The following is a 26,454-nucleotide window of genomic DNA, read 5'->3' as shown; positions in this document are numbered from 1 at the left end:
GAGGACGGACACCCCCCGGCGCGGCCCCGACCCACAACCGAACAGACCGCGCTACGCGCACCCGCACTCCACCCGCACAGGCCGCCGCAGGCATCCCCGCCCAAGCGCCGCAGGCACCCGCACCCGCGATCCGCCCCCCGCTATCCCACACGTCATGTCTCCGTAACCATCGATTCAGACAGCCTTGCGACGCTCGGCCAATGAACCCCGCCGTGCCAGAGCCCTCGCCACCCCCGGAGGGTTTCGCGCTCCCGCCCGCGCTTTCCGACGCGCCCGTCATGCCGACGGCGCGGAAGAATGGGTCCATGAGCCAGCCGAACACCCAGGCAGAGGTCCAGCACACGCAGCCCTCCGTGGGCTCGATCGCCGCGCACCGCCCGCACACAGTCGCCGCCACGGTCTCCGACCTGGAACCCGACCTCGACGCCGACCTCGACGCGTACGAGGAGGCCCAGGCCGACGGCACCGGCACCGGCACCGGCACCAACACCGGCATCAGCACCACCGGCATCGGCACCATCACCGGCACGACCACCCCGCTCCCCCAGGGCCGCTTCCTCGACCGCGAACGCAGCTGGCTCGCGTTCAACGAACGCGTCCTCGAACTCGCCGAGGACCCGAACACCCCCCTCCTGGAGCGCGCCAACTTCCTCGCGATCTTCGCCAGCAACCTCGACGAGTTCTTCATGGTCCGCGTCGCCGGCCTGAAGCGCCGCATCGCCACCGGCGTGGCCACCCGCTCCGCCTCCGGCCTCCAGCCCCGCGAGGTCCTGGAGATGATCTGGGCCCGCTCCCGCGAGCTCATGGCCCGGCACGCCGCCTGCTTCCACGAGGACGTCCTCCCGGCCCTGGCCGACGAGGGCATCCACCTGGTCCGCTGGAACGAACTCGCGGAGAAGGAGCAGGCCCGCCTGTTCACCCTCTTCCGCCACCAGATCTTCCCGGTCCTCACCCCCCTCGCCGTCGACCCGGCCCACCCCTTCCCCTACATCTCCGGCCTCTCCCTCAACCTCGCGGTCGTCGTCCGCAACCCGGTCACCGGCCACAAGCACTTCGCCCGCGTCAAGGTCCCCCCGCTGCTCTCCCGCTTCCTGGAGGCCTCCCCGGGCCGCTACGTCCCCATCGAGGACGTCATCGCCGCCCACCTGGAAGAACTCTTCCCCGGCATGGAAGTGCTGGAGAGCCACGCCTTCCGCCTCACCCGCAACGAGGACCTGGAAGTCGAGGAGGACGACGCCGAGAACCTCCTCCAGGCCCTCGAAAAGGAACTGATGCGGCGCCGCTTCGGCCCGCCCGTCCGCCTGGAGGTCGAGGAGAGCATCGACCGCGAGGTCCTCGACCTCCTCGTCCGCGAGCTGAAGATCAGCGAGGCCGAGGTCTACCCGCTCCCCGGCCCCCTCGACCTCACCGGTCTCTTCCGCATCCACAGCCTCGACCGGCCGGAGCTGAAGTACCCGAAGTTCGTCGCCGGCACCCACCGCGACCTCGCCGAGGTCGAGTCGGCCTCCGCCCCGGACATCTTCGCCGCCCTGCGCAGCAGGGACGTGCTCCTGCACCACCCGTACGACTCCTTCTCCACCTCCGTACAGGCGTTCCTGGAGCAGGCCGCCGGCGACCCGGACGTCCTCGCGATCAAGCAGACCCTGTACCGGACGTCCGGAGACTCCCCCATAGTCGACGCGCTCATCGAGGCGGCCGAGTCCGGCAAGCAGGTCCTCGTCCTGGTCGAGATCAAGGCCCGGTTCGACGAGCACGCCAACATCAAGTGGGCCCGCAAGCTGGAGGAGGCCGGCTGCCACGTCGTCTACGGCCTGGTGGGCCTGAAGACCCACTGCAAGCTCTCCCTGGTCGTACGACAGGAGGGCGAAACCCTCCGCCGCTACAGCCACGTCGGCACCGGCAACTACCACCCGAAGACGGCCCGCCTCTACGAGGACCTGGGCCTGCTCACCGCCGACCCGCAGGTCGGGGCCGACCTCTCCGACCTCTTCAACCGCCTCTCCGGCTACTCCCGCCGGGAGACCTACCGCCGCCTCCTCGTCGCCCCGAAGTCGCTGCGCGACGGCCTGGTCTCCCGCATCCACAAGGAGATCCAGCACCACCGCGCAGGACGCCCCGCCTACATCCGCATCAAGGTCAACTCGATGGTCGACGAGGCCGTCGTCGACGCCTGCTACCGCGCGTCCCAGGCCGGCGTCCCCGTCGACGTCTGGGTCCGCGGCATCTGCGCGCTGCGCCCGGGCGTGACGGGCCTGTCCGAGAACATCCGGGTCCGTTCGGTCCTGGGCCGCTTCCTCGAACACTCCCGCGTCTTCGCCTTCGGCAACGGCGGCGAGCCGGAGGTGTGGATCGGCAGCGCCGACATGATGCACCGCAACCTCGACCGCCGTATCGAGGCCCTGGTCCGGGTCACCGATCCCGCGCACCGCGCGGCCCTGAGCCGGCTCCTGGAGACCGGCATGTCCGACGGCACCGCCTCCTGGCACCTCGGCCCGGAGGGCGAATGGACCCGGCACGCGACGGACGCGGACGGCCAGCCCCTGCGCAACATCCAGGAGATGCTCATAGACGCCCGGAGGCGCCGGCGTGGCACAGCAACACCTTGAACCGACGAACCCCGCGGCCGGCCCGGTCCCCGTGGACGCCCTCGCGGCGTATCTGCGGGCCCAGGCCACGGAGTTCCTACGGGCCCTGCGCCTGCACCGGGAGACGGGCACGGCCCCGAACGGCGCCACCGCCCACAACGCGAGCCCAAACGGCACCAGCACCACGGGTACCACCGACACAACAGGCGCGACCGGCACGAACGACACGACCGGCACCCCCGCCGGCCGGCCCCCCGTGGACGCGGCCCGTGCCCTGCGCCGGGCGGCCCGTCGCCTCAGCGGCACCCTGCACACCTTCCAGCCGCTGCTGAACGCCGACTGGGCGGAGGACATGCGCCCCGAGCTGGCCTGGCTGTCCGGCACGCTGGCGCTGGAGCACGCGTACGCATCCCGTCTGGAACGGCTGCTCCAGGCCCTGCACCGGCTGTCCGGCTCCTCGGCGTTCCCGGCGCAGCCGACGTCCCCGACCGTCACGGCACAAGCCGCCCACCAGCCCCAGCGCCACCACCCGCAGCCCGGCCGGGCACAGCAGTCGGCCGCGTCGGCCCCCGACCGCGGCAACCTCACCGTCGGCGCGGCCAAGGCGGGCGCCCTGCTCGACCGCCAGCTCACCCTCGCCCGCACCCGCGCCCACTCCACCGCCCTCCAGGCGCTGGGCTCGGCCCGCTTCCACGCGGTCGCGGACAAGGTCGCCTTACTGGCCAGCGAGGTCCCGCTGGAGGCCGCCGCGGCCACCGCCGACCTCCGTCCGCTCGCCGCGGCGGCGGAGGGGCGCCTGACCGACGCGGTGGCCGCGCTCCCGCTGATCACCGCGGGGCATCCGTACAACGCGGAGGCACTGGTCCACGGCCTGTCCCCGGACCCGTCCCCGCATCCGCAGGACACCCCCTGGCACCAGGTCCGCCTGCTGCTGCGCCTGCACCGCTACGCCCGTGAGGTCCTGGCCGGCGACGACGCCGCCGTGGACGTCCGGCTGCTGGCCGCCGGCCAGGCCCTCGACCGCCACCGCGACGCGTCGGAGGCCGCCGCCGCGGCCGCCCAGGCGGCCCGTACGCCGCGCATCGCCCCGGCGACGGCGTACGCGCTCGGGGTGCTCCACGCCGACCAGCGGCATGAGGTGGAGGCGGCGAGGTACGCGTTCCAGCGCGCCTGGCAGAAGGAAACCGTCGGCACCCCACAGTGACCGGCCTCACCACAACGAACCGGCCACGCCCCACCCAACCGGCCAGGCACCGGAAAGGGCGGTGACCCCACGTGACGAACCCCGACGAGGCCACCACGGCCACCACGGCCAACGCGCCCCCCGAGCCCACGAAAGCCCCTGGCCCCGCCGACCCCACGGAAGCCTCCGCCCACACCCCCACCCAGCCCCCCGCAACCAGCCCCGTCCACGCAGCCGGCTGCGCCCTGTGGCGCCGCTCCCCGGTCGACGGCGGACTGGAGCTCTGCCTCGTCCACCGCCCGAAGTACGACGACTGGTCCTGGCCGAAAGGCAAGCTGAAGCCCGGCGAGGAGCCGCTCGCCGCCGCCCTGCGCGAGGTGCGGGAGGAGACGGGCCACACCGCCGCACCGGGTGCCGAGCTGCCCACCCAGCACTACTGGGCGAACGGCCGCCCGAAACAGGTCCGCTACTGGGCGGCCGAGGCCGGCCCCGGTGCCTTCACCCCGACCAAGGAGGTCGACCGCATCCTGTGGCTCTCGCCCCCGGCCGCCCGCGACCGCCTCACCCACCCCAGGGACCGCACCCTCGTGGACGCCCTCCTGGACGCCCTGCACGGCACGTGACCGGTGACCCGACCACCGGGATCGCGCCGTGTCCTTGACGTAAGCGTTCCGTTACCTCACCGCACCGTCCACAGGGGTTCACCCCTCGTTCATTTACGCCCATCGGCGGCTTCACCTGTTCTGCCTAATTTCGGCCTTACCCGATACGGGTCGTGCTCCGAAAACACGACCGTGGACGCACCCGTGTCACCCAGTCCTCGCACGCCGCCGAATCAGGACGGCGGCTCCTGGAAGGAACTCAAGTGAAGCTTCAGCGCAAGAACCGGCGGGCCCTCGCTCTCGGTGCTCTCGCCGTCTCCGGCGCCCTGGCCCTCACGGCGTGCGGCTCCGACGACACCGGCGGCAACGGCAACGGCGGCGACTCCACCGCCAGCACGCAGGCCGGCAACATCAAGTGCGACGACGCCAAGGGCCAGCTTCAGGCGTCGGGTTCCTCCGCCCAGAAGAACGCGATCGACGCGTGGGTCAAGCAGTACGTCGCGGCCTGCAAGAGCGTCCAGATCAACTACAACCCGACCGGCTCCGGTGCCGGCATCACCGCGTTCACCCAGGGCCAGACCGCGTTCGCCGGTTCCGACTCCGCGCTGAAGCCCGACGAGATCGAGGCGTCCAAGAAGGTCTGCTCCGGCGGCCAGGGCATCGACCTGCCGATGGTCGGCGGCCCGATCGCCGTCGGCTTCAACGTCCCGGGCGTCGACACGCTCGTCCTGGACGCCCCGACGCTGGCCAAGATCTTCGACAGCCAGATCAAGAACTGGAACGACCCGGCGATCGCGAAGCTCAACCCCGACGCCAAGCTCCCGGACCTGAAGATCCAGGCCTTCCACCGCTCCGACGAGTCCGGCACCACGGACAACTTCACCAAGTACCTCAAGGCCGCCGCGCCGAAGGACTGGAAGTACGAGCCGGGCAAGTCCTGGGAGGCCGAGGGCGGCCAGTCCGCGCAGGGCTCCTCCGGCCTGGCCCAGCAGGTGAAGCAGACCTCCGGCGCCATCTCGTACTTCGAGCTGTCGTACGCCAAGGACGGCATCAAGACCGTCGACGTCAAGACCGAGGCCGCCGAGCCGGTCAAGGCCACCGTCGAGAACGCCACCGCGGCCATCGGCGCCGCCAAGGTCGTCGGCACCGGCAAGGACCTCGCGCTGGAGCTGGACTACACGCCGTCCGCCGCGGGCGCCTACCCGATCGTCCTGGTGACGTACGAGATCGTCTGCGACAAGGGCAACAAGGCGGAGACCCTGCCCACCACCAAGTCCTTCCTCAACTACATCGCCTCCGAGGACGGCCAGAACCTGCTGGCCGACGCCGGCTACGCGCCGATGCCCGAGGAGATCATCACCAAGGTCCGCGAGACCATCTCGGGCCTGAGCTGACCTGAGCGTGCAGTCCGGACCCCGTCGGCGGGGCCCGGGCCGCACCGTCCGGTGCACCGCCGCCAGGAGCCCCCGACACGCGGGAGGCTCCGCAGACCGGAGAACCCGATGGACATAACGACACAGAACCACACAGCTCCCCCAGCGCTCCCACCCGACGGCGCCGAGCGCAAGCGCGCCGCCCGCGGCGCCACCCGCCCCGGCGACCGGATCTTCCTCGGGCTCTCCCGCGGGTCCGGCATCCTGGTGCTGGTCATCATGGCCGCCATCGCGGCCTTCCTCACCTACCGCGCCTCCCTCGCGATCAGCAAGGACGAGGCCAACTTCCTCACCAGCTTCGAGTGGAACCCGAGCGGCATCCCGCCGGAGTTCGGCATCGCGGTCCTGGCGTTCGGCACCATCGTGTCGTCGGTCATCGCCATGGCCATCGCGGTCCCGATCTCGGTCGGCATCGCCCTGTTCATCACGCACTACGCCCCGCGCAGGCTGGGCGGCGCCATCGCGTACGTGATCGACCTGCTCGCCGCCGTGCCGTCGATCGTCTACGGCCTGTGGGGCGCGCTCTTCCTCGTGCCGCACATGGACGGGCTCTTCGGCTGGCTGGACGACTACCTCGGCTGGACCGGCATCTTCGAGTGGGGCGGCGGAGCGCCGCGCTCACTGCTCACCGTGGGCGTCCTGCTCGCGATCATGATCCTGCCGATCATCACCAACGTCAGCCGTGAGGTCTTCCGCCAGGTCCCGCGCATGCACGAGGAGGCCGCGCTGGCCCTCGGCGCCACGCGCTGGGAGGTCATCCGGATGTCGGTGCTGCCCTTCGGCCGCTCCGGCGTCATCTCCGCCTCGATGCTGGGCCTCGGCCGCGCGCTCGGCGAGACGATGGCCGTGGCCATGGTGCTCTCCCCGACCTTCGACATCAGCGCCAGCCTGCTCGACCCGGGCGGCGGCACCTTCGCCCAGAACATCGCCAGCAAGTTCAACGAGGCGACCGTGATGGGCCGGGACGCGCTGATCGCCTCCGGTCTGGTGCTCTTCGTCATCACACTGCTCGTCAACGGCGCGGCACGCCTGATCATCGCCCGCCGCAAGGAGTACTCGGGGGCCAACGCATGAGCCACGCAACCCTTACCCCCAAGAACCGCAGCTCCCTGCGCGGCGCCACCCTGCCCAAGTGGTTCCCCTGGGCGGTCGCGGCCGGCTCGGCCGCCGCCGGCCTCGGCATCAGCACCGTGGCCGGGCTGCACAGCAGCATCCAGTGGGCCCTGATCGCGGCGGTTCTGTTCGTCGCCGGCTCGTTCGGCATCTCGTCCCGGGTCGAGGGCCGGCGGCAGGCCAAGGACCGGGTGGCGACGAGCCTGGTGTGGGTCGCGTTCATCCTGGCCGTGATCCCGCTGGCCTCCCTGGTCTGGGAGACCGTCAAGCGCGGTGTGGAGGTCCTCGACGGCTACTTCCTCACCCACTCGATGGGCGTGGTCGGCGACGCCGAGCCCGGCGGCGGCATCTACCACGCGATCCTCGGCACCCTGGAGCAGGTCGGCCTCGCCACCCTGTTCTCCGTGCCGATCGGTGTGCTCACCGCGATCTACCTGGTCGAGTACGGACGCGGCCGGCTCGCCAAGGCCGTCACCTTCTTCGTCGACGTCATGACGGGCATCCCGTCGATCGTCGCGGGTCTGTTCATCCTCAGCCTGTGGGTTCTCATCCTTGAGATGGGCCCCTCCGGCGTCGCCGGCTCGTTCGCCCTGTGCATCCTGATGATCCCGGTCGTCGTCCGCTCCACCGAGGAGATGCTCAAGCTCGTCCCGAACGAGCTGCGCGAGGCGTCGCTGGCGCTGGGCGTCCCGAAGTGGCGCACGATCCTCAAGGTGGTCCTGCCGACGTCGGTCGGCGGCATCATCACCGGCGTCATGCTGGCCATCGCCCGCATCACCGGCGAGACCGCCCCCGTGCTGCTGCTGGTCTGGGGCACCGACTTCATCAACGCGAACCCGTTCAAGGATCCGCAGGAGTCGCTGCCGATGTACATCTACCTGCAGTACAACGCCGGCTCCGACCCCGCGCACGACCGTGCCTGGGCGGCGGCCCTGACGCTCATCGCGTTCATCATGATCCTCAACCTGGTGGCCCGCGGCATCGCCCGCTGGAAGGCCCCCAAGACCGGTCGCTGACGCGGCCAGCGGTAACAGTCAGCGACTCGGACTCGAAAGAAGCAGTGATTCACATGGCCAAGCGCATCGATGTCAGCGGCCTCAACGCCTACTACGGCTCCTTCCTGGCCATCGAGGACATCTCGATGACCGTCGAACCCCGCTCGGTGACGGCCTTCATCGGCCCCTCCGGCTGCGGCAAGTCCACGTTCCTGCGCACCCTCAACCGCATGCACGAGGTCACGCCGGGCGGCCGGGTCGAGGGCAAGGTCATGCTCGACGACGAGAACCTGTACGGCGCCGGCATCGACCCGGTCGCCGTGCGGCGCGAGGTCGGCATGGTCTTCCAGCGGCCGAACCCGTTCCCGACGATGTCGGTGTACGACAACGTGGCGGCGGGCCTCAGGCTCAACGGCAAGTACAAGAAGTCCGAGCTGGACGACATCGTCGAGAAGTCCCTGAAGGGCGCGAACCTCTGGAACGAGGTGAAGGACCGCCTGAACAAGCCGGGCTCCGGCCTCTCCGGCGGTCAGCAGCAGCGCCTGTGCATCGCCCGCGCGATCGCGGTCGAGCCGAACGTGCTGCTGATGGACGAGCCCTGCTCGGCCCTCGACCCGATCTCCACCCTCGCCATCGAGGATCTGATCGGCGAGCTCAAGGAGCGCTTCACGATCGTCATCGTGACGCACAACATGCAGCAGGCGGCGCGCGTCTCCGACCGCACGGCGTTCTTCAACCTGGCGGCCGTCGGCCAGCCCGGCAAGCTCATCGAGATCGACGACACGGAGCGGATCTTCTCCAACCCGTCGGTGCAGGCCACGGAGGACTACATCTCCGGCCGCTTCGGCTGATCCCGCCCCCTCGAACCCCTCGCGGTGCTGCATGGCGGTGCCACCGCGAGGACGAAGAAGGGCCCGCCCCTGGCTCCCGGGGGCGGGCCCTTCGCCGTGTCGTCCCGGCGGCTTACAGGAACGCCAGGTTCACGATCCAGAAGGACAACGCCGCCACGGCCGCGGCCGCCGGCATCGTGATGAACCACCCCAGGATGATGTTCTTGGCGACACCCCAGCGCACCGCGTTGACCCGCTTCGTCGCCCCCACACCCATGATCGCGGACGTGATCACATGGGTCGTGGAGATCGGCGCCTTGAACAGGAACGCGGTGGTGAACATGATCGACGCACCGGTCGTCTCCGCCGCGAACCCCTGCGGCGGGTCCAGCTCGATGATCTTCCGGCCCAGCGTCCGCATGATGCGCCAGCCACCGGCGTACGTGCCCAGCGAGAGCATCACCGCACAGGCGATCTTCACCCACACCGGGATCGGGTCGCCGTAGTCCTCGACGTCGGCGATGACCAGCGCCATCACCACGATGCCCATCGTCTTCTGCGCGTCCTGCAGACCGTGGCCGAGCGCCATGCCGGCCGCCGACACCGTCTGCGCTATGCGGAAGCCGCGCTTGGCCTTGTGCGGGTTGGCCCGCCGGAAGACCCACATGATCCCCGTCATCACCAGGTAGCCGACCAGCAGGCCCACCACCGGCGAGATGAACATCGGCAGCACGATCTTCTCCAGCACCCCGTGCCAGTAGACCGTCGTGCTGCCGGCCAGCGCCGCGCCGACCATGCCGCCGAACAGCGCGTGCGAGGAGGACGACGGCAGACCGAAGTACCAGGTGATCAGGTTCCAGACGATCGCGCCGACGAGCGCGGCGAAGAGGATCCCCATCCCCTTCGAGCCCTCCGGCGTCTCGATCAGCCCCTCGCTGACGGTCTTGGCGACCCCCGAGCCGAGGAACGCGCCGGCGAGGTTCATGACGGCCGCCATCGCGAGCGCCGCCCGGGGCGTCAGCGCCCGTGTCGACACGGACGTCGCGATCGCGTTCGCCGAGTCGTGGAAGCCGTTGGTGTACGTGAAGAAGAGCGCGACCCCGATGGTCACGACCAGAGCGAAGGTGTCCATGGACGGGTCAGGACTCCTTGACCGCGATGGTCTCCACCGTGTTCGCCACGTGCTCGAAGGCGTCGGCGGCCTCTTCCAGGACGTCGACGATCTGCTTCAGCTTCAGCACCTCGATGGCGTCGTACTTGCCGTTGAAGAGGTGGGCGAGCAGCTTGCGGTGGATCTGGTCGGCCTGGTTCTCCAGCCGGTTGACCTCGATCCAGTACTCGGTGAGGTTGTCCATGGTCCGCAGGTTCGGCATGGCCTCCGCCGTCAGCTCGGCGGCCCGGGCCAGCACCTCGATCTGCTGCTCGACACCCTTGGGCAGTTCCTCGACGTTGTAGAGGACGACCAGGTCGACGGCCTCCTCCATGAAGTCCATGATGTCGTCGAGGGACGATGCGAGGGAGTAGATGTCCTCACGGTCGAACGGCGTGATGAAGGAGGAGTTCAGCTGGTGGAAGATCGCGTGCGTGGCGTCGTCACCTGCGTGTTCCGCGGCCCGCATACGCTCTGCGATCTCGGCCCGGGCGGATGCGTCCGCCCCGAGCAGTTCCATCAGGAGTTTCGAGCCCGTGACGATGTTGTCCGCGGATGCGGCGAACATGTCGTAGAAGCTCGTCTCCCTGGGGGTCAGACGAAAGCGCACGTGGGGTCCTCAGGATGCATCGGTTTTCGGTCAGGCTGATGCTAGGCGCATCATCCGGCCACGGCTAACGGGCCGTCCCCCAGTGTCGCCCATCGGACAGAGTGATGAGCAGGGGGGCGGCCGAGGGCCTTGCACAGGGGCCCATACCCCGCAAAGTTCGTTACCATATACCCGTCAGGGGTATATGTCCGCTATCTGCTCTCCAGGAGGACGCGATGACGACCACCGAGGCCGGCGCAGGTGCGCCCTCCGCCGCTGTCGAAACGGACGGCACGGACGTGCTGACGGACCACGACCACGGCGTGCACGGCTACCACAAGCAGAAGGACGAGCACCTCAAGCGCCTGCGCCGCATCGAGGGCCAGATCCGCGGCCTGCAGCGCATGGTCGACGAGGACGTGTACTGCATCGACATACTCACCCAGGTCTCCGCCTCGACCAAGGCCCTGCAGTCCTTCGCCCTGCAGCTCCTGGAGGAGCACCTGCGGCACTGCGTCGCCGACGCGGCCGTCAAGGGCGGCGCCGAGATCGACGCCAAGGTGGAGGAGGCGACGAAGGCGATCGGGCGCCTGCTGCGCACCTGAGCGGACGGGTCCCGGTGCTACTCGCCGGGGCCGATCCCGCGTTCCTCGGCCACGCGCAGCACCTCGTCGATGCTCTCCAGGCTGAGCCGCTCCCGGGCGGCCGAGGCGGCGATGATCAGCTCTCCGCACAGCTCGATCTCGGCGAGGGCCACGTGGTCCTGAACTGCCGTACCGCCGACCGGAGCCACGCGCATCACCTCTTCTCTGCCGTCACCGACTTCCTAGAGTAGGGAGCGGCCTACGCACCGCGCATGGCACGGAAGGGCTAGTTCTCGCCGCCCGGCCCCTCGGCGATCCGCCCGGCGAAGATGTCCTCGTCCCCGGGCAGCCGTACGCGGACGGGGGCGCCGAAGTCGTACAGCAGCGTCGTCGAGGCCACCGCCACGGTGCCCTTCCGCTCGCCGTTGACGAAGCTGAAGCGGTGCCTGACCTTGCGGATGCGGCCCTCGTCGTCGAGATAGGCGTCGAACGGCACCTCGGCGGTGGCGAACCCTTTCGCCGCCGCCTCCAGCGACTCCTTGGTGCCGGCCGACGCCTCCCGCGCCGCCCGGTTGAGATCGGCGGTCCCGCGGTAGTGCCGCACCCGCGTCCCCGCGACCTCCGTCCGGCCCATGTACCTCGCCGCCCGCGTCCCCCGCAGGACCTCCGCGGCGGCGTACGGATCGGTGGCCCCGCCGGTCACCAGGTTCCCGTCGGACACCGCCGACGTCTCGACCCGCACCCACTTGTCGTCGGGCACGCCCGCCCCCCGGTTCTTCATGAACAGGGCGCCGGGCGTGAGCAGCTCGGTGATCGGCCGGTGCCCGCTCGCCCCCGCCGGGTCCTGCGGCAGCAGCACCTTCAGCCTGCCGAGCCGCTCCCGGAAGTCGTACACACCCTCGCCCCGGATGGTCACCCGCGTCCCGCCGCTGGCCATCTCCATCGCCGTACGGGCCTTGGAACTGCCGGCGGCCACCAGACGGTCGGCGGCACCGTGCAGCGCGGCGACCGCGTCGACGCTGCGGACGTCCTGCGCGGCGGCCCCCTCGCCGGAACACCCGGCGGCTCCGAGACACCCGCAGACCACGACCCCGGCGACGACCGCCCCGCCCGCCTTCGCGCCCTGCCGCTGCCGCCTGTCCATCGCCTGCCCCCAGCCGTCACGTCCGTTCCGGGCCCCCTGTCGTCCCGGTTAACGACGGGTAGGCGACGCCGGTAACGTTGGCGCCGTGGCGCAGCAGGACGGTCTCGACGACCCCGGGGAAGCCCCGGAACACCGCACGACGACAGTGGAACAGGGCCCTTTCTGCGTGGCCCGCTGCACCTGTGGCTGGCGAGGCCCGGCCCGCAGAGCAAGAAGCCAGGCCCGCACAGACGCCCAGTCCCACACCCCCGACTGAAACAGGCACACGCCCGCAGCCCGCGGACAGCCGGCCCCAGCCGGCGCAGCCTGCGGGCAGTCGTGCCTCCCCCAGTGCCTGAACGGCCTGGGAGGTACCCCCAGGGCGGCACGGGTGGGCGCCGGGGGTACCCCCTCTGGGGGAGGCACCCCGCCAGCGCCGGGCCGCGCGTCCCACCCCCGCCCAGCCCCCACGCCGGGCATCCTGTCCACGAGCGGACGCACCCTGCCCCCTGGACCCCTCACCCCGGGCGGAGGCCCACATGGACCGGCGCACCTTCATCGGCGGCACCACCGCAGCCCTGGCCACAGCCACAGCAACCGCCTGCACCGACAAACCCGGCACAAGCAAAGCACCCCCCGGCGCCCCCGGCGCCCCCGGCGCCAGAAACACCCCGACCCCGACCTCCACCCCGCCCCCCACCTGGTCCGCCCTCGCCCACACCCTCGACGGCCCCCTCATCCGCCCCGGCGACACGGACTGGAAAACAGCCCACCAGCTCTACAACACCCGCTTCGACACCCTGAAACCGGCCGCCGTCGCCTACCCCGCCCACCCCGACGACATCCGCACCGCCCTCTCCTACGCCCGCGCCCACCACATCCCCGTAGCGATCCGCAACGGCGGCCACTCCTACGCCGGCTGGTCCTCCGGCAACGGCCGACTGATCATCGACGTCTCGAAACTCGACCGCGTCCGCGCCACCGGCAACACCGCGGTCGTCGGCGCCGGCGCCAAGCTCATCGACGTCTACCGCACCCTCGCCGCCAAGGGCGTGACGATCCCGGCCGGCTCCTGCCCCACCGTCGGCGTCTCCGGCCTCACCCTCGGCGGCGGCCACGGCGTCGTCTCCCGCGCCTACGGCCTGACCTGCGACAGCCTCACGCAGGCGACCCTGATCACAGCGGACGGCAAACAGCTCACCGTCGGCCCCGACGGCCCCGCCGACCACAAGGACCTGTTCTGGGCCCTGCGCGGCGCGGGCAACGGCACCTTCGGCATCGTCACCGAGCTGCACTTCCGGACCCACCCCGCCCCCCAGGCCGTGTCGGCGTACATGACCTGGCCCTGGCGGACGGCCGCCGCCGTCGTACGCGCCTGGCAGGAGTGGGGCCCGGACCAGCCCGACGAGATCTGGTCGTCCCTCCACCTGGCCTCCGCGCCCGGCGGCTCCCCCAGGATCTCGGTCGCCGCCTTCTCCCTCGGCACCTACGGCGAACTGCAGAACGCGGTCGACCGCCTGGCCGCCCGCATCGGCGCCTCCGCGAGCAGCGTCTCGCTCCGGCGCCGCTCCTACGAGGAGGCGATGGAGATGTACGCCGGCTGCTCCTCGTTCTCCACCAAGGCCCAGTGCCACCTGCCGGGCGGCACCCCCGGGCACTCACCGAAGGGGGCGCTCGCCCGCGAGACCTACGCCGCGTGCTCCGACTTCTTCGACCGCTCGATCGGCGCGGCCGGCATCCGCGCCCTGCTCTCCCAGATCCGCTCGGTGCGCGGCGGCCCCGGCACCATCGTTTTCACGGCCCTCGGCGGGGCGATCAACCGCGTCTCGCCGACGGCCACCGCGTTCGTGCACCGCCGCTCCCGGATGCTGGCCCAGTACATCGTGTCCTGGCGTCCGGGCACGGGCGGCGGCACGGCACAGTCGTGGCTGGCGTCCGCCCACCGGGCGATGCGCCCGTACGCCTCGGGCTTCGCCTACCAGAACTACCCGGACCCGGCCCTGAAGGACTGGCGGAAGGCGTACTACGGGGACGCGGCACCCCGCCTGGCGAAGCTGAAGGCCCAGTACGACCCGGCCAGGATCTTCACCCACCCGCAGTCCTTCTGACCCCCGCCCGGCCTCCGGACAGCCGGCGGCCCTACGCGGCTGCGCGGCTACGCGGCGAGATCCCGCTCCTCCGCCCCGGCGCTCTCCTTGCGCGCCCCCGGGATCACGGCGCGCCGCCCGGCGGCGTCCCCTCGCCCCCGCGCGCTCACCAGCCACCCCGCCCGCGGCGACCGCTCGATGGCCTTGACCAGCGGCGTCAGCAGGGCCATGGCGACCGGCGACAGCAGCAGCGCCACCGCCGTACCGAGCGCGAAACCGCCCACGACGTCCGTCGGGTAGTGCACGCCCATGTAGACCCGGCAGAACCCGCCGAGCACGGCCAGCACGATGGCCACGACGCCGAACTTCCGGTTGGCCACGAACAGCGCGACGGCCATCGCCATGACGAGCGTCGCGTGGTCGCTCACGAAGGAGAAGTCGTTCTTGCCCTCGACGAGGACTTCCAGCCCGTCGTGGGTCTTGAACGGCCGCGGCCGCTCCACGAACCCCCGTATCGGCACGTTCACCAGCACCGCGACACCGGCCGCGAGCGGTGCCCACACCAGCGCGGCCACGGACGGAGCCGCGTCCTCGCCGCCCCGCCGCCGCACGGACCACCAGCACCACAGCACCAGCAGCACGATCGCGAACAGCAGTCCGTACTCACCGACGAACTCCATGACCCGGTCGAACCAGTGCGGAGCGTCCTTGGCCAGGCCGTTGATGTCGTAGAGCAGCTCGACGTCGGGGTTCGACCCGGATTCGGCGAGTCCAGCCATGATGCTGCGGCCCCTTCGTCATGTCCTTGGCGCACCCATGCGTACGCCGCTCCAGCCACCCCCGTGGTTGTAGATCCGCTCTACGTCAACAGGAACGCATGGTCCCCGCTGATCCGTTCCACACTCCACCGAATGATCACGCAGACGTTATCGAAGAGAGATACGTCGTCGCAGCTCAGGGCATGGGTTCACGTTCGGTTCACACCATTCACACCGTGGTGGGCAGTGCTTTCGCGCCATCCTCGGTGACCCGGGTGGCGCCGAAGTAGTCAGGGGTGTCGATCGGGTCGAACCGGATCACAGCGCCCGGCCGCGGCGCGTCGATCATGTAGCCGCCACCGACGTAAATCCCCACATGCCGGATGGCCCGGGAGTTCGTGAGGTCGTCCGAAAAGAACACCAGGTCCCCGGGCAGCAACTCGTCCCGCGAGGGATGCGGCCCCGCGTTGTACTGATCGTTCGCGACCCGCGGCAGTTCGATCCCCACACTCTCGTACGCGGCCTTGGTCAGGCCGGAACAGTCGAACCGCCCACCCTGCCGAGCCGTCCCGTTCCCGCCCCACAGATAGGGGGTCCCGAGCTTCTTCTGCGCGTACGCGATCGCCCCGGCGGCCTGCTCGGACGGATCGACCCGCGTCTCGGGCGCGGCGAAACTCTTCTCCAGGGTCGTGATCACCCTGACGTAGTTCTGCGTCTCCTTGTACGGCGGCACGCCCTGGTACTTGATCACCGCGTAGGCCCCGGCGTTGTAGGAGGCCAGCATGTTTTCGGTCGGATTCCCGGGAACGTCCTTGACGTAGGACGCGAGGGTGCAGTCGTACGACGCGGCCGAGGGGATCGCGTCGTTCGGGTCCCACACGTCCCGGTCGCCGTCCCCGTCCCCGTCGATCCCGTGGGTGGCCCACGTCCCGGGGATGAACTGCGCTATCCCCTGCGCCGCCGCGGCGCTCTGCGCCTTCGGGTTGAAGCCGCTCTCCTGGTAGAGCTGGGCGGCGAGCAGTGCCGGGTTGATGGCGGGGCAGAGGTTCCCCCACTTCTGCACGAGCGGCTGGTACGCCGCGGGCACCGACCCCGCGGCCAGCTTCTTGGCGCCGCCGCCCATACCGCCCGCGAGGTTCCCGGCGACGACGTAGACGCCGACGACGAGCAGCATCACGAAGCCGAGCCCCAACGCGACCGCGGCGCCGGCGGCAACCCACAACTTCCGCATGGCCCAACCCTCCCCCACGCCGGACCCGTTCAGTGCCGCATCCCGGCCATGTCGTCAATTCCTCCCGCACGCAACCATCACGACGGCCCGTCAGAAAGGCAAGCCTCCGATCACTCCGGAGAAGGGCCCAACGACGCAACCCCGCGACAGGTTTCGCACCAGCGTCATTGCTCGGCGTAACAGGGCATGATACACAGAGTGACGATACGACTCTCGCCGCACCGGTTCTCGCCGCCCCACGAGGGGCCGGCGCGGACCGGTGGCAAGCTGTTCGCACGAAACCCGCCAATCAATGACGCCAAGTCGACATACGAAGGCGCCGTTGTCGGTGAGAATGGTGCCTGACCTCTGCACGACCGCAGAGGATGCGGAACTACCCAACAGGGGCGGTGACTTACATGCTCTTTGCGGCCGACAAGGGAGACATCAACACCATCATCGGCGGGATCGCTCCGGACTGGGGCCCCTTCGGCAGCCTGGGCAACGAGGCCAAGGTGATGATCGAGGTGGTGATGGCGGTCGCCATCCTGCTCTGCCTGGGCATCGCCATCTGGGGGGCCGCCAAGCAGCGCATCGGCGCCACCGCGCTCCGCGACACCTTCAGCGCCGAACAGGGCAAGGGCCTCATCATCGCGGGCCTGACGGGCGTGTTCATCATCGGCTCGCTCGGCACGCTCTTCACCATCGTGTACGGCATGGCCGTGTAGACGGGCCCGCAGTCCATCAGTCCCTCCGGGCACGCCCGGTCCCCCTCCACCCCACCCGCCCGTCGTGCCCCCTGGCTGAGGTCTTGTTTCCCTGATGTCGAGTCACCACACCGCGCCCGCGCGGGAACCAGCACGGCTACCGTCATACTTCTACGGCATGAGGTACGAGGTGTTCCCGCACGACGTCGAGGGGGCGTACGCGGCATGAATCTCGGAGACGACCACCAGACCCGCACACGGCTGCCCGACGGGGGCGGCGACGTGTACGGCGGCGCCCGACGCGCCGGCCGCTCGTCGTCGCGGAGCCTGGTCACGGTGGTCGGCGTGGTCGTCCTCCTCATCGCGGCGATCGCCTTCGCGAACCGTGGAGGAGACGATTCCTCATCCGCGTCCGAGACCGGCGACAAGCCGAAGACGTCCTCAACGGCCCCCACCGGCAAACACCCGGTCCAGTCAGGCTTCGCCCACGACGAACAGGGCGCACAGAGCGCCGCGGCGAACTATGCGGTGGCTTTGGGCTCTGACGGCATGTTCGACAAGACCAGACGCCACGAGATCGTACAAGCCGTTGCTGCTCCCAGCTCGGTCGACCGTCTCCAGTCCGGGTTCGATGCCGACTACTCAGCAGACTTCCTGAAGAAGATCGGCCTGAGTGAGAACGGTAGAGCGCCCGCGGGCAGCACGTTCGTCAATCGGACGCTGCCGGCCGGCACAAAGGTGACGGCCTTCGGCGACAAGTCCGCCACCGTCGAGGTCTGGTGCAACGGGCTCTTCGGACTGACCGGTGAGAAGTCGACCAACCCGGTGACGAGCAGCTGGTTCACCGTGACCATGACGCTCAGCTGGAGCGGTGACGACTGGAAGGTCCTCGAGACCAGCCAGAAGACGGGCCCGACCCCGGTCCCGGGGGACAGCCCCGTATCTGGCGCCGATGAAATGAGCAAGGCGGTCCAGGAGTTCGGAGGCTTCACGTATGCCCGGTAGCCAGCACCGCGCGCTCAAGCTCTCCGGCTTGGTGGCGTCCACTCAGGCAGTCGCTCTGCTGCTGGCCACGCGCGCCTTCGCAGAACCCAGCCCGACGCCCACAAAGAGCGACGATCCCTGCTCACTCATTGCCGGCCCCGCCAGAAAGTACTGCGAGCGCGAGGACAACGGCGGCACCGGCGGCTCCACCGGAGGTACCGGTACGCTCAACGACCCTACCTCCGCCCTAGACCCCCTCTCCTCCCTCGCCAAGGGCTGCGCCGACGCCGCCTCCTGGACGGTCGACAAGCTCAGCGCCGCCGTGCAGGACACCGCCAACGTCGACTTCACGAACCCGAAGTTCCTCCAGCAGTACGCCGTCGTCTTCGCCGCGTCGACGGTCCTGACGCTCCTCCTGTGGCTGCTGGCCGTGGCCAAGCGGGCCGTCCGGGGCGTACCGCTGAGCACCGCCCTCTCCGAGGCCATCGGCTTCCTCTGGCTGACCGTCCTCGCCTCGGCCTTCACCCCCCTGATCCTCTACACGGTCGTCTCCGCCACCGACGGCGTCACCGACGTCCTCGCCAAGGCCACCGGCGACCAGACCGACACGTTCTTCGGCACGTTCTCCGGCGCCCTGGAGAAGGGCGAGGACATCGGCGGCGGCCCGATCATGCTGATCGTCGTCTCCCTCGTCTCCATCCTCGCCGCCGGCGTCCTCTGGCTGGAACTCGTCATCCGCGCCGCCCTGCTCTACGTCGGCGCCCTGCTCGGCACCGTCGTCTACGCCGGCCTCGTCGACAAGAACCTGTGGGGCCACGTCCGCCGCTGGGCGGGCATCATGATCGCCGTCATCCTGGTCAAGCCCGTCATCGTCATCGTCCTCGGACTGGCCGGCGCACTGTCCGCCGACGACGGGCCGGACGCCTTCTCCGCCGTCGTCTCCGGCCTCGCGATCATCCTGCTCGCCATCTTCGCCTCGGCGATGATCTACCGCTTCGTCCCCGGCTTCGGCGACGAGATCGCCGGCTCCCGCAACAACCGCATCATGCAGGGCGCCGAGGGCAAGGCCGCGGCCGTGATCAGCTCCCCGGCGACCCTGGTCGCCCAGGGCATCAAGACCCACAGCACCCGCCACAACGGCGACGGCGGAGGCGGCCGCTCCGGCTCCACCGCCCCCCGCCCCGGCAATCCCGCATCCGGCGGAGTCGCCGCGCACAGCTCACGCACCCCGAACGGCGGCGGATCTGTCCCCTCCGCCGCACCCGCACCCCGCTCCGGCAGCCCGGTCAACACGCCTCACGCCAGCAGCACCCGCAACAGCAGTACCAACCGCACGGGAGGTGAAGGGCGTTGACGACCGAGTCCCACGTGTCCCACGCGGTCACGCCCCGCCGTACATATCTGATCGGCCGCGCCCGGCCGAACGCGATCGTCGGCCGCAACCGCGAGACCGGCGAGATCGCGCTGATCGTCGCGGGCGCGTTCCTCGGCATGATGTGCGGGCTCCTCGTCCCCGTCCTGACCCTGCGCATCGTGCTGCTCATGGGCTTCCCGATGCTCGCGCTGGCGGCGGTCTACGTGCCGTACAAGCACCGGACGTTCTACAAGTGGTTCGAGATCAACCGCAGCTACAAGCGCACCCTGCGCCAGGGCACCACCTACCGCTCCGCCGCCATCGAGGCCGGCACCCGGCTCGACGGACGTGAGGTGGAGATCGGCCCGCCGCCCGGCATCGGCCGCATCACCTGGCTGTCGGCACCGTTCGGACCCGACGAGATCGCCGTCCTGCTGCACGCCGACCGCAAGACCGTCACGGCCGCGATCGAGATCGAGGGCCCCGGCGTCGGTCTGCGCGACTCCGAGGACCAGGAAGCCCTCGTCGACCGCTTCGGCACCCTGCTCAAGCACGTGGCCAACGGCGACGGCTTCGTCACCCGCCTCCAGATGCTCGCCCGCACCCTCCCCGCCGACCCCGACGCCCACGCCAAGGACGTCGCCGTGCGCGGCGACGAGAAGTCACCGCCGTGGCTGCAGCAGTCGTACGACCAGCTGCTGTCGATGGTCTCCACCAGCAGCGAGCAGCACCGCGCCTACCTCGTCGCCTGCATGCACTACACCCGCGAACTGGCCGCCGAGGCCCACACCATGGCCCGCGCGTCCCGTCCCCAGGGCGGCCGCAAGCTGGACCGGGACGCGGGACTCGCCGTCGTCATGGCCCGCGAGCTGACCGACATCTGCTCCCGGCTCCAGGAGGCCGACATCCGCGTACGCCAGCCCCTGGGCCAGGGCCGGCTCGCCTCGCTCATCCACTCCATGTACGACCCGGACCACCCGATCGACCACATCCAGGCGATGACCAAGCGCAACGCCTGGCCGGCCGAGCTGGACGCCATGGAGCCCACGTTCCTCCAGGCCAAGACCCGCGAGTCCAACACCCGCGCCCCCTGGTGCCACGCCACCGCCTGGATCAAGGAGTGGCCGATGACCCCGGTCGGCGTGAACTTCCTCGCGCCGCTGCTCGTCCACACCCCGGACGTCATCCGTACGGTCGCCGTGACGATGGACCTCGAACCCACCGAGGTGGCCATCGAACGCATGCTGACCGAGAAGACGAACGACGAGGCCGAAGCCTCCCGCGCCGCCAAGATGAACCGCACCGTCGACCCCCGCGACATCGCCGCCCACTCCCGCCTGGACCAGCGCGGCGAGGACCTCGCGAGCGGCGCGGCCGGCGTCAACCTGGTCGGCTACATCACCGTCTCCTCCCGCTCCCCCGAGGCACTGGCCCGCGACAAGCGGACCATAAGGGCCTCGGCCGGAAAGTCGTACCTGAAACTGGAGTGGTGCGACCGCGAGCACCACCGCGCCTTCGTGAACACACTTCCGTTCGCCACCGGCATCCGAAGGTAGGGGCTGAGCCTGATGCGGGACCCGCTGACCGTCCTCACCGACGCCTTCACGTCCTTCCTCTTCGGGAAGGTCGAGACGACCCGCCTCCCGGTCCGCACGTCGACCGGCCAGGCGCAGGCGGTCTACCTGCCGACCGCCGCGCCCGGCCTCGGCGACTCCGGCGTCATCATCGGCCGCGAGGTCTACTCCGGAAAGGGCTACATCTACGACCCCTTCCAGCTGTACGGCCAGCAGCTCCCCGCCCCGCACTGGCTGGTCCTCGGGGAGTCCGGCAACGGCAAGTCGGCGCTGGAGAAGACGTACGTCCTGCGCCAGCTCCGCTTCAAGGACCGCCAGGTCGTCGTCCTGGACGCCCAGGGCGAGGACGGCGTCGGCGAGTGGAACCTCATCGCCCAGGAGCTGGGGATAACGCCCATCCGGCTGGACCCGATGGCCGCCCTGGACCACGGCATCCGGCTCAACCCCCTCGACCCGTCGATCACCACGACCGGCCAGCTCGCGCTGCTCCGGACGATCATCGAGGTCGCGATGGGGCACGGGCTGGACGAGCGGTCCGGTTTCGCGCTGAAGGTCGCGCACGCCTACGTCAACGAGACCATCGTCGAACGCCAGCCGGTCCTCACCGACATCGTCGAGCAGCTGCGGCACCCCGAACCGGAGTCGGCCGAGGCGATGAACGTCGACATAGACGACGTACGGGCGTGGGGCCTGGACGTGGCGCTGGTCCTGGACCGCCTCGTCGACGGTGACCTGCGCGGCATGTTCGACGGCCCGACGACCGTCGGCATCGACCTGGACGCCCCGCTGATCGTCTTCGACCTCTCCCACATCGACCGCAACTCCATCGCCATGCCGATCCTCATGGCCATCGTCGGCGTGTGGCTGGAGCACACCTGGATCCGCCCCGACCGGAAGAAGCGCATCTTCCTGGTCGAGGAGGCCTGGCACATCATCAACAGCCCCTTCGTCGCACAGCTGTTCCAGCGGCTGCTGAAGTTCGGCCGCCGGCTGGGTCTGTCCTTCGTGGCCGTCGTCCACCATCTGTCGGACGTCGTGGACGGGGCGGCGGCGAAGGAGGCCGCGGCGATCCTGAAGATGGCGTCGACACGGACGATCTACGCCCAGAAGGCCGACGAGGCGAGGGCGACGGGCCGGGTGCTCGGCCTGCCGCGCTGGGCCGTGGAGATCATCCCCTCACTCACCCCGGGCATCGCGGTGTGGGACGTCAACGGCAACGTCCAGGTGGTCAAACACCTGGTCACCGAGACCGAACGCCCGCTGGTCTTCACCGACCGCGCGATGACCGAGTCCTCCAGCGACCTCGCGGACGACGCCCTGCGCGCCGCCGAGCTGGAGGCGGAGGAGCGGGCGGCGGCCTTCATGGAACAGCACATCGGCGACTCGTCCGAATCGACGGTGGCCTAGGCACGCAGGGGGAGGACGCATGAGACCGGACGACCAGCAGCGCAGCGGCCAGGGCGGCGGCATCCCCGACGGCCTGCTGGTCGGGATACTCGGCTTCCTCCTCGGCATGACCCTGCTGGTCTGGACGGCGACGGGCCTGGCCGGCCTGTTCGCCCACGGCTCGTGGCCGTCCGGCGTCACCTTCACCCGCACCCCGCTGGCCATGCGCCACCTCGTCGCCCAGCCCCACGACATCCCCGGCGCCTGGCCCGACACCCCGGAGACGGACCTCTCCGGCTACGGGCTGTTCTGGGGGCTCTTCATCGGCCAGCTGATGGTGCTGGTGGTTCTCACGGTGTTCGTGCTGGGGACGGCGGCCCGCTGGAAGGCCGTACGACTGCGGCGGCGAGAGGACCAGCGGCGGGAGGAGGAGCAGCGGCGACAGCCGCCGGAACCGGTGCACGAGGTCCCGACGCCCAGAGCACCGCAGGAGGAGCCGACACCGCGGGAAGAGCAGCCGGCCCCACGGGAAGAGCCGGCGCCACGGGAGGAGCCGGCGCCACGGGAGGAGCCGGCGCCCCTCGCTCCCACCTCCGCGTCCGGCGGTACACGGGCGTGGGAGTCGAACCGCGCCGAAGGCGCAGTGCACTACGGTCCACCGGCCACCCGGCACATCACCGCGACCGAAGCCGTACGCGACGCCGAGGGCCCCACCGTCGTCGTCACCTCGAACCCGAGCCTCTGGCAGTCCACCAAGGACGCCCGAGCCAAACTGGGCCCGGTCCACCTCTACGACCCCACCCACCTCTGCGACACCCCCTCCCGCCTCCACTGGTCCCCCACGACCGGCTGCGAGGACAAACAGACGGCGATGTCCAGAGCTGCCGCGCTGCTCACCCCCGTACGCCCCACCGCGAAACTCGACCAGGCGATCGCCGAGACCGCCGAGACCCTCCTGCGCAGCTACCTCCACGCCGCCGCCGTCGACGGCCGCACCATCCGCCACGTGCACCGCTGGTCCCAGGGCGGCCAGATCCAGGACGCCGTACGCATCCTCCGTACGAATCCCAAAGCCGCACCCGGCGCCGCGGGCGAACTCGAGGCCGCGCTCACCGCCCACCCCGAACGCCGGGACATGGCCCAGCAGCTGACCACCCGGGCCCTGGCCGCCCTGTCCATGGTCAACATCCGGGAGGCGTGCACTCCCAACCGAACTGATGCCCTCGCCTTGGATTCCTTCGTTCACGAAGAGGGAACCCTTTACGTGGTGGGTGAATCCATCGAGGATCCCCGGACGAGCCCGGGCGCGATGCCGCTGCTGACGGCACTCGTCTCAAGCGTGGTCGAGCGCGGCCGGCGCATGGCCGAACGGTCATCCTCCGGTCGGCTCGACCCACCACTGACGCTCGTCCTCGACGACGTCGCCGCCGTGGCTCCGCTTCCCCAGCTCCCGGAGCTGCTGGCCACCGGAGCGGACCGGGGCCTGCCGACCCTGGCCCTGCTCCGGTCCCGCGAACAGGGCCGCGCCCGCTGGCCGCACGACGAACTGCCGGTGTAGCACCTCAGCGTTCGAGCACGAACTCCAGCTCCGACTCACCGGGCTTCGCCGCCAGCGGCACACTGACCCCGCTCGGCACGAACCCCGCCTTCCGGTAGAAGCCCTGCGCCCGCCCGTTGTCCTTGTGCACGATCAGCCGCACCCGCTCCGCACCGCGCCCCCACGCCCACTGCACCCCGGCGTCGAACAACGCCCTGGTCAGCCCGCTCCCCCGCCACTCGGGCCGTACGAAGACCCCGACCACATGCCCCTGCCGCCGCTCGACGGCGAACCCGGCCCAGTCCGTCGTCCCGGCCTCCTCCATCAGCACGGTCAACGTCCCCAGCCAGCTGCCGCGCGGCCCCTCGGCGACGATCTGCTGCGCGCCGGTGGCCCCCTCCGAAGCCCCGGCCGCCCGCTCCTTCCAGAAGGAGTCGGGCCGGGCGACGGCGTCGTCGTACGTCTCCAGGTACGCCAGGTGCGCCACGGGGTCCCGCAGGGCGCGCAGCCGCAGCTCCCTCACGGCGGGCCACTCGTCGGCACGTATGGAACGGATCACGTAGTCACCGGGGACCGAGCCAGTCATGCCGGCCACCGTAATACCCGGGTACTACACCCCTCACCTCATATACGACCCCCAGGCGGACGCCCGCCGGGCCGAAGGCCCGGATCATGGTCGGATGGAGCCCGTGACGCAGGAACGAGCGGCTGAGCCCCTCACCGAGTACGTCCAGCGCGTCAGCCGCCGGATGCGCGCCTTCGACCGCCGTCATCCGCTCGTGTGGGACGTGCACTTCACGGGTTTCTGGGTCCTGGCCGCGCTGATCGACTGCTTCGGCGGCGGCTGGCGCAACGTCGCCCACGACCCCGGCCTTCCCGGCGGGCTCGTCCTCGCCCTCAGCATCGCCCTCTCGGCCCCCTTGTTCTGGCGCCGCAGCCACCCCCGTGCCGCCCTCCTCGTCATCGCGCCGGTGGCCCTCGTCAACGCCTGGACGGGCGCGGCCCTCCAGGCCGCCCTGCTCCAGCTGGTCCTCGTCCACCACATCGCCCTGCGTCTGCCGCTGCGCAACCTGTGGTGGACGGCGGCCCTGGTCACAGCCCCGACGTGTGTCACGATGGTCCGCTACGGGGAGGCCGCGGGCACCTGGAACCAGCAGCTCGGCTCACAGCTGCTCTCCATCGGCGTCGCCGCCCTCATCGGCGTCACGGTCCGCTCCCGCCGCAACTACACCGACGCCCTCGAAGACAGGGCCCGCCGCCTGGAGATCGAGCGCGACCAGCAGGCGCAGCTCGCCGCCGCCGCCGAACGCGCCCGCATCGCCCGCGAGATGCACGACATCATCGGCCACAACCTCTCCGTGATCACCGGTCTGGCCGACGGCGGCAGGTACGCGGCCACCAAGTCCCCGGAACGCGCCGCCCAGGCGCTCGAAGCCATCGGCAGCACCAGCCGCCAGGCGCTCGGCGAACTGCGCCGACTGCTCGACGTCCTGCGCGACGAGGAGGACGGGCCGCAGGCCGAGCTGGCCCCCCAGCCGGCCCTCACCGACCTCGACCAGCTCATCGACGGCGTCCGCAAGGCCGGCCTCCGGGTCCGTACGACCGTGCAGGGCAAGGCCCTCCTCCCCCAGGGCCGTCAGCTCACCGTGTACCGGGTCATCCAGGAAGCCCTCACCAACACCCTCAAACACGCCGGCCCCGACGCCACCGCGGACATCTCCCTCTCCTACGCGGGCAACGGCGCCGTCACCCTCACCGTCACCGACACCGGTCACGGCGGCCCGCTCCCCGCCCTCTCCGACGGCCGCGGCCTGCCCGGCATGCGGGAACGAACATCCCTCTACGGCGGCACACTTGAGGCCGGCCCCCGCCCGCACCCCGAACGGGGCTGGCGAGTCCACCTTCACCTACCGGAGGAACCCCCGCAGTGACCACCGTCCTCATCGCCGACGACCAGCCCCTCCAGCGCTTCGGCTTCCGGATGCTGCTGGAGAGCCAGGACGACATGACGGTCCTCGGTGAGGCGGCCAACGGTGCCGAAGCCGCCCGCATGGCCGCCGAGCAGCACCCCGACGTCGTCCTGATGGACGTCCGCATGCCCGGCGTGGACGGCATCGAGGCCACCCACCGCATCGTCGCCGCCGGCGACCGCACCCGGGTCCTGATCCTCACCACGTTCGACCTCGACGAGTACGCCTACGCCGGTCTGCGCGCCGGGGCCTCCGGCTTCCTGGTGAAGGACGCCCAGCCGGAGGAGCTCCTCTCCGGCATCCGCGCGGTCGCCACCGGCGACGCGGTGGTCGCCCCCAGCCTGACGCGCCGTCTCCTGGACGCCTACGCCCACCACTTGCCGACCGGGACGCCCGGCCCCTCCACGGACACGCCATCGGATACGCACCCCCGCCTCGCCTCCCTCACGGACCGCGAACGCGAGATCCTGACGGTCATCGGCCAGGGCTGGACGAACACCGAGATAGCGGCACGGCTCCACCTCGCGGAGTCGACGGTGAAGACCCACGTGGGCCGCATCCTGGCCAAGACCGACTGCAGGGACCGCGTCCAGGCCGTGATCCTCGCCTACGACGCAAGGCTGGTAAAACCGTCGTGAACGCAGAAAACCCCGCACCGTAAGGTGCGGGGTTTTCCCAAAAATTGTTCGGCGGCGTCCTA

Annotated in this window: 24 protein-coding genes; 17 read left to right on the top strand and 7 right to left on the bottom strand. The window is 70.5% G+C overall.

Features of this window, described 5'->3' with window-relative positions; all coding sequences use genetic code 11:
- The first annotated feature begins 305 nt into the window (after positions 1-305).
- The 7 genes from H0H10_RS23940 to pstB all read left to right on the top strand — a co-directional run bounded on the left by H0H10_RS23940 (position 306) and on the right by pstB (position 8,762).
- Entirely contained in the window at positions 306-2,606 is a 2,301-nt protein-coding gene (locus H0H10_RS23940) for an RNA degradosome polyphosphate kinase (protein WP_188183153.1), read from the top strand.
- Positions 2,587-3,789, top strand: a complete 1,203-nt coding sequence (locus tag H0H10_RS23935) for a CHAD domain-containing protein (protein ID WP_188183152.1) — start codon at positions 2,587-2,589, stop codon at positions 3,787-3,789. Before H0H10_RS23940 ends, H0H10_RS23935 begins: the two co-directional genes overlap by 20 nt.
- A gap of 224 nt (positions 3,790-4,013) precedes the next feature.
- Positions 4,014-4,391 (top strand): NUDIX hydrolase, encoded by a 378-nt coding sequence (locus tag H0H10_RS23930; RefSeq protein ID WP_223180337.1) that lies wholly within the window; start codon positions 4,014-4,016, stop codon positions 4,389-4,391.
- 242 nt (positions 4,392-4,633) lie between these two features.
- Positions 4,634-5,764 carry a phosphate ABC transporter substrate-binding protein PstS gene (gene pstS / locus H0H10_RS23925; protein ID WP_188183150.1) on the top strand — a complete coding sequence of 377 codons (1,131 nt, stop codon included), beginning with the start codon at positions 4,634-4,636 and terminating at the stop codon, positions 5,762-5,764.
- A gap of 108 nt (positions 5,765-5,872) precedes the next feature.
- Positions 5,873-6,877: a phosphate ABC transporter permease subunit PstC gene (pstC, locus tag H0H10_RS23920; protein ID WP_188183149.1), complete on the top strand. Its 1,005-nt coding sequence runs from the start codon at positions 5,873-5,875 to the stop codon at positions 6,875-6,877.
- Positions 6,874-7,932 carry a phosphate ABC transporter permease PstA gene (gene pstA, locus H0H10_RS23915; RefSeq protein WP_188183148.1) on the top strand — a complete coding sequence of 353 codons (1,059 nt, stop codon included), beginning with the start codon at positions 6,874-6,876 and terminating at the stop codon, positions 7,930-7,932. Before pstC ends, pstA begins: the two co-directional genes overlap by 4 nt.
- Positions 7,933-7,985: 53 nt before the next feature.
- Positions 7,986-8,762, top strand: a complete 777-nt coding sequence (pstB, locus tag H0H10_RS23910) for a phosphate ABC transporter ATP-binding protein PstB (RefSeq protein WP_188183147.1) — start codon at positions 7,986-7,988, stop codon at positions 8,760-8,762.
- A gap of 112 nt (positions 8,763-8,874) precedes the next feature.
- On the opposite strand, the gene H0H10_RS23905 is transcribed toward pstB, so the two are convergent.
- On the bottom strand, positions 8,875-9,873 hold the full coding sequence (locus tag H0H10_RS23905; RefSeq protein ID WP_188183146.1) for an inorganic phosphate transporter: 999 nt from the start codon (positions 9,871-9,873) through the stop codon (positions 8,875-8,877).
- Between the two features lie 7 nt (positions 9,874-9,880).
- Positions 9,881-10,501, bottom strand: a complete 621-nt coding sequence (locus tag H0H10_RS23900) for a DUF47 domain-containing protein (RefSeq protein WP_009326469.1) — start codon at positions 10,499-10,501, stop codon at positions 9,881-9,883.
- 215 nt (positions 10,502-10,716) lie between these two features.
- Here H0H10_RS23900 and H0H10_RS23895 point away from each other — a divergent pair, with 215 nt between their 5' ends.
- Positions 10,717-11,085 carry a metal-sensitive transcriptional regulator gene (locus tag H0H10_RS23895; protein ID WP_188183145.1) on the top strand — a complete coding sequence of 123 codons (369 nt, stop codon included), beginning with the start codon at positions 10,717-10,719 and terminating at the stop codon, positions 11,083-11,085.
- A gap of 17 nt (positions 11,086-11,102) precedes the next feature.
- Here H0H10_RS23895 and H0H10_RS23890 read toward each other — a convergent pair whose 3' ends face one another.
- Entirely contained in the window at positions 11,103-11,279 is a 177-nt protein-coding gene (locus H0H10_RS23890) for a hypothetical protein (RefSeq protein ID WP_188183144.1), read from the bottom strand.
- 71 nt (positions 11,280-11,350) lie between these two features.
- Positions 11,351-12,208 carry an SCO4651 family lipoprotein gene (locus H0H10_RS23885; RefSeq protein ID WP_188183143.1) on the bottom strand — a complete coding sequence of 286 codons (858 nt, stop codon included), beginning with the start codon at positions 12,206-12,208 and terminating at the stop codon, positions 11,351-11,353.
- A gap of 518 nt (positions 12,209-12,726) precedes the next feature.
- Between H0H10_RS23885 and H0H10_RS23880 the strand changes: the two genes are divergently transcribed.
- Positions 12,727-14,295 carry an FAD-binding oxidoreductase gene (locus H0H10_RS23880; RefSeq protein WP_188183142.1) on the top strand — a complete coding sequence of 523 codons (1,569 nt, stop codon included), beginning with the start codon at positions 12,727-12,729 and terminating at the stop codon, positions 14,293-14,295.
- A 47-nt stretch (positions 14,296-14,342) separates the two neighbouring features.
- Here the strand turns inward: H0H10_RS23880 and H0H10_RS23875 are convergent, their stop codons facing one another.
- Complete coding sequence (locus tag H0H10_RS23875) at positions 14,343-15,053, bottom strand: phosphatase PAP2 family protein (protein WP_188183141.1); 711 nt, start codon at positions 15,051-15,053, stop codon at positions 14,343-14,345.
- Between the two features lie 208 nt (positions 15,054-15,261).
- Positions 15,262-16,281: a C40 family peptidase gene (locus H0H10_RS23870; protein ID WP_188183140.1), complete on the bottom strand. Its 1,020-nt coding sequence runs from the start codon at positions 16,279-16,281 to the stop codon at positions 15,262-15,264.
- Positions 16,282-16,661: 380 nt separating this feature from the next.
- Between H0H10_RS23870 and H0H10_RS23865 the strand changes: the two genes are divergently transcribed.
- From H0H10_RS23865 to H0H10_RS23840, 6 genes are all read left to right on the top strand, one after another.
- Complete coding sequence (locus H0H10_RS23865; protein ID WP_003991275.1) at positions 16,662-16,970, top strand: DUF8827 family protein; 309 nt, start codon at positions 16,662-16,664, stop codon at positions 16,968-16,970.
- Positions 16,971-17,174: 204 nt separating this feature from the next.
- Complete coding sequence (locus tag H0H10_RS23860; RefSeq protein WP_188183139.1) at positions 17,175-17,954, top strand: DUF8175 domain-containg protein; 780 nt, start codon at positions 17,175-17,177, stop codon at positions 17,952-17,954.
- Positions 17,944-19,287, top strand: a complete 1,344-nt coding sequence (locus H0H10_RS23855) for a hypothetical protein (protein WP_188183138.1) — start codon at positions 17,944-17,946, stop codon at positions 19,285-19,287. Before H0H10_RS23860 ends, H0H10_RS23855 begins: the two co-directional genes overlap by 11 nt.
- Positions 19,284-20,843 (top strand): SCO6880 family protein, encoded by a 1,560-nt coding sequence (locus H0H10_RS23850; protein WP_188183137.1) that lies wholly within the window; start codon positions 19,284-19,286, stop codon positions 20,841-20,843. Before H0H10_RS23855 ends, H0H10_RS23850 begins: the two co-directional genes overlap by 4 nt.
- Positions 20,844-20,855: 12 nt before the next feature.
- Positions 20,856-22,268: an ATP-binding protein gene (locus H0H10_RS23845; RefSeq protein WP_188183136.1), complete on the top strand. Its 1,413-nt coding sequence runs from the start codon at positions 20,856-20,858 to the stop codon at positions 22,266-22,268.
- 19 nt (positions 22,269-22,287) lie between these two features.
- Positions 22,288-23,805, top strand: coding sequence for a type IV secretory system conjugative DNA transfer family protein (locus tag H0H10_RS23840; RefSeq protein WP_188183135.1), 1,518 nt, complete (start codon positions 22,288-22,290; stop codon positions 23,803-23,805).
- 4 nt (positions 23,806-23,809) lie between these two features.
- Here H0H10_RS23840 and H0H10_RS23835 read toward each other — a convergent pair whose 3' ends face one another.
- Positions 23,810-24,370: a GNAT family N-acetyltransferase gene (locus H0H10_RS23835; protein ID WP_188183134.1), complete on the bottom strand. Its 561-nt coding sequence runs from the start codon at positions 24,368-24,370 to the stop codon at positions 23,810-23,812.
- Positions 24,371-24,464: 94 nt separating this feature from the next.
- On the opposite strand from H0H10_RS23835, the gene H0H10_RS23830 reads away from it, so the two are divergent.
- Positions 24,465-25,715 carry a sensor histidine kinase gene (locus H0H10_RS23830; RefSeq protein WP_188183133.1) on the top strand — a complete coding sequence of 417 codons (1,251 nt, stop codon included), beginning with the start codon at positions 24,465-24,467 and terminating at the stop codon, positions 25,713-25,715.
- A complete protein-coding gene (locus tag H0H10_RS23825) occupies positions 25,712-26,392 on the top strand; it encodes a response regulator (protein WP_188183132.1) in 681 nt (226 codons plus the stop codon). The genes H0H10_RS23830 and H0H10_RS23825 overlap by 4 nt, the downstream gene beginning before the upstream one ends.
- Positions 26,393-26,454: the final 62 nt, after the last annotated feature.

Source organism: Streptomyces griseicoloratus, assembly GCF_014534645.1.
Classification (GTDB): domain Bacteria; phylum Actinomycetota; class Actinomycetes; order Streptomycetales; family Streptomycetaceae; genus Streptomyces; species Streptomyces griseicoloratus.
The sequence above is the reverse complement of the archived record's forward strand: the minus strand, read 5'-3'. Positions and strand labels throughout refer to the sequence as shown.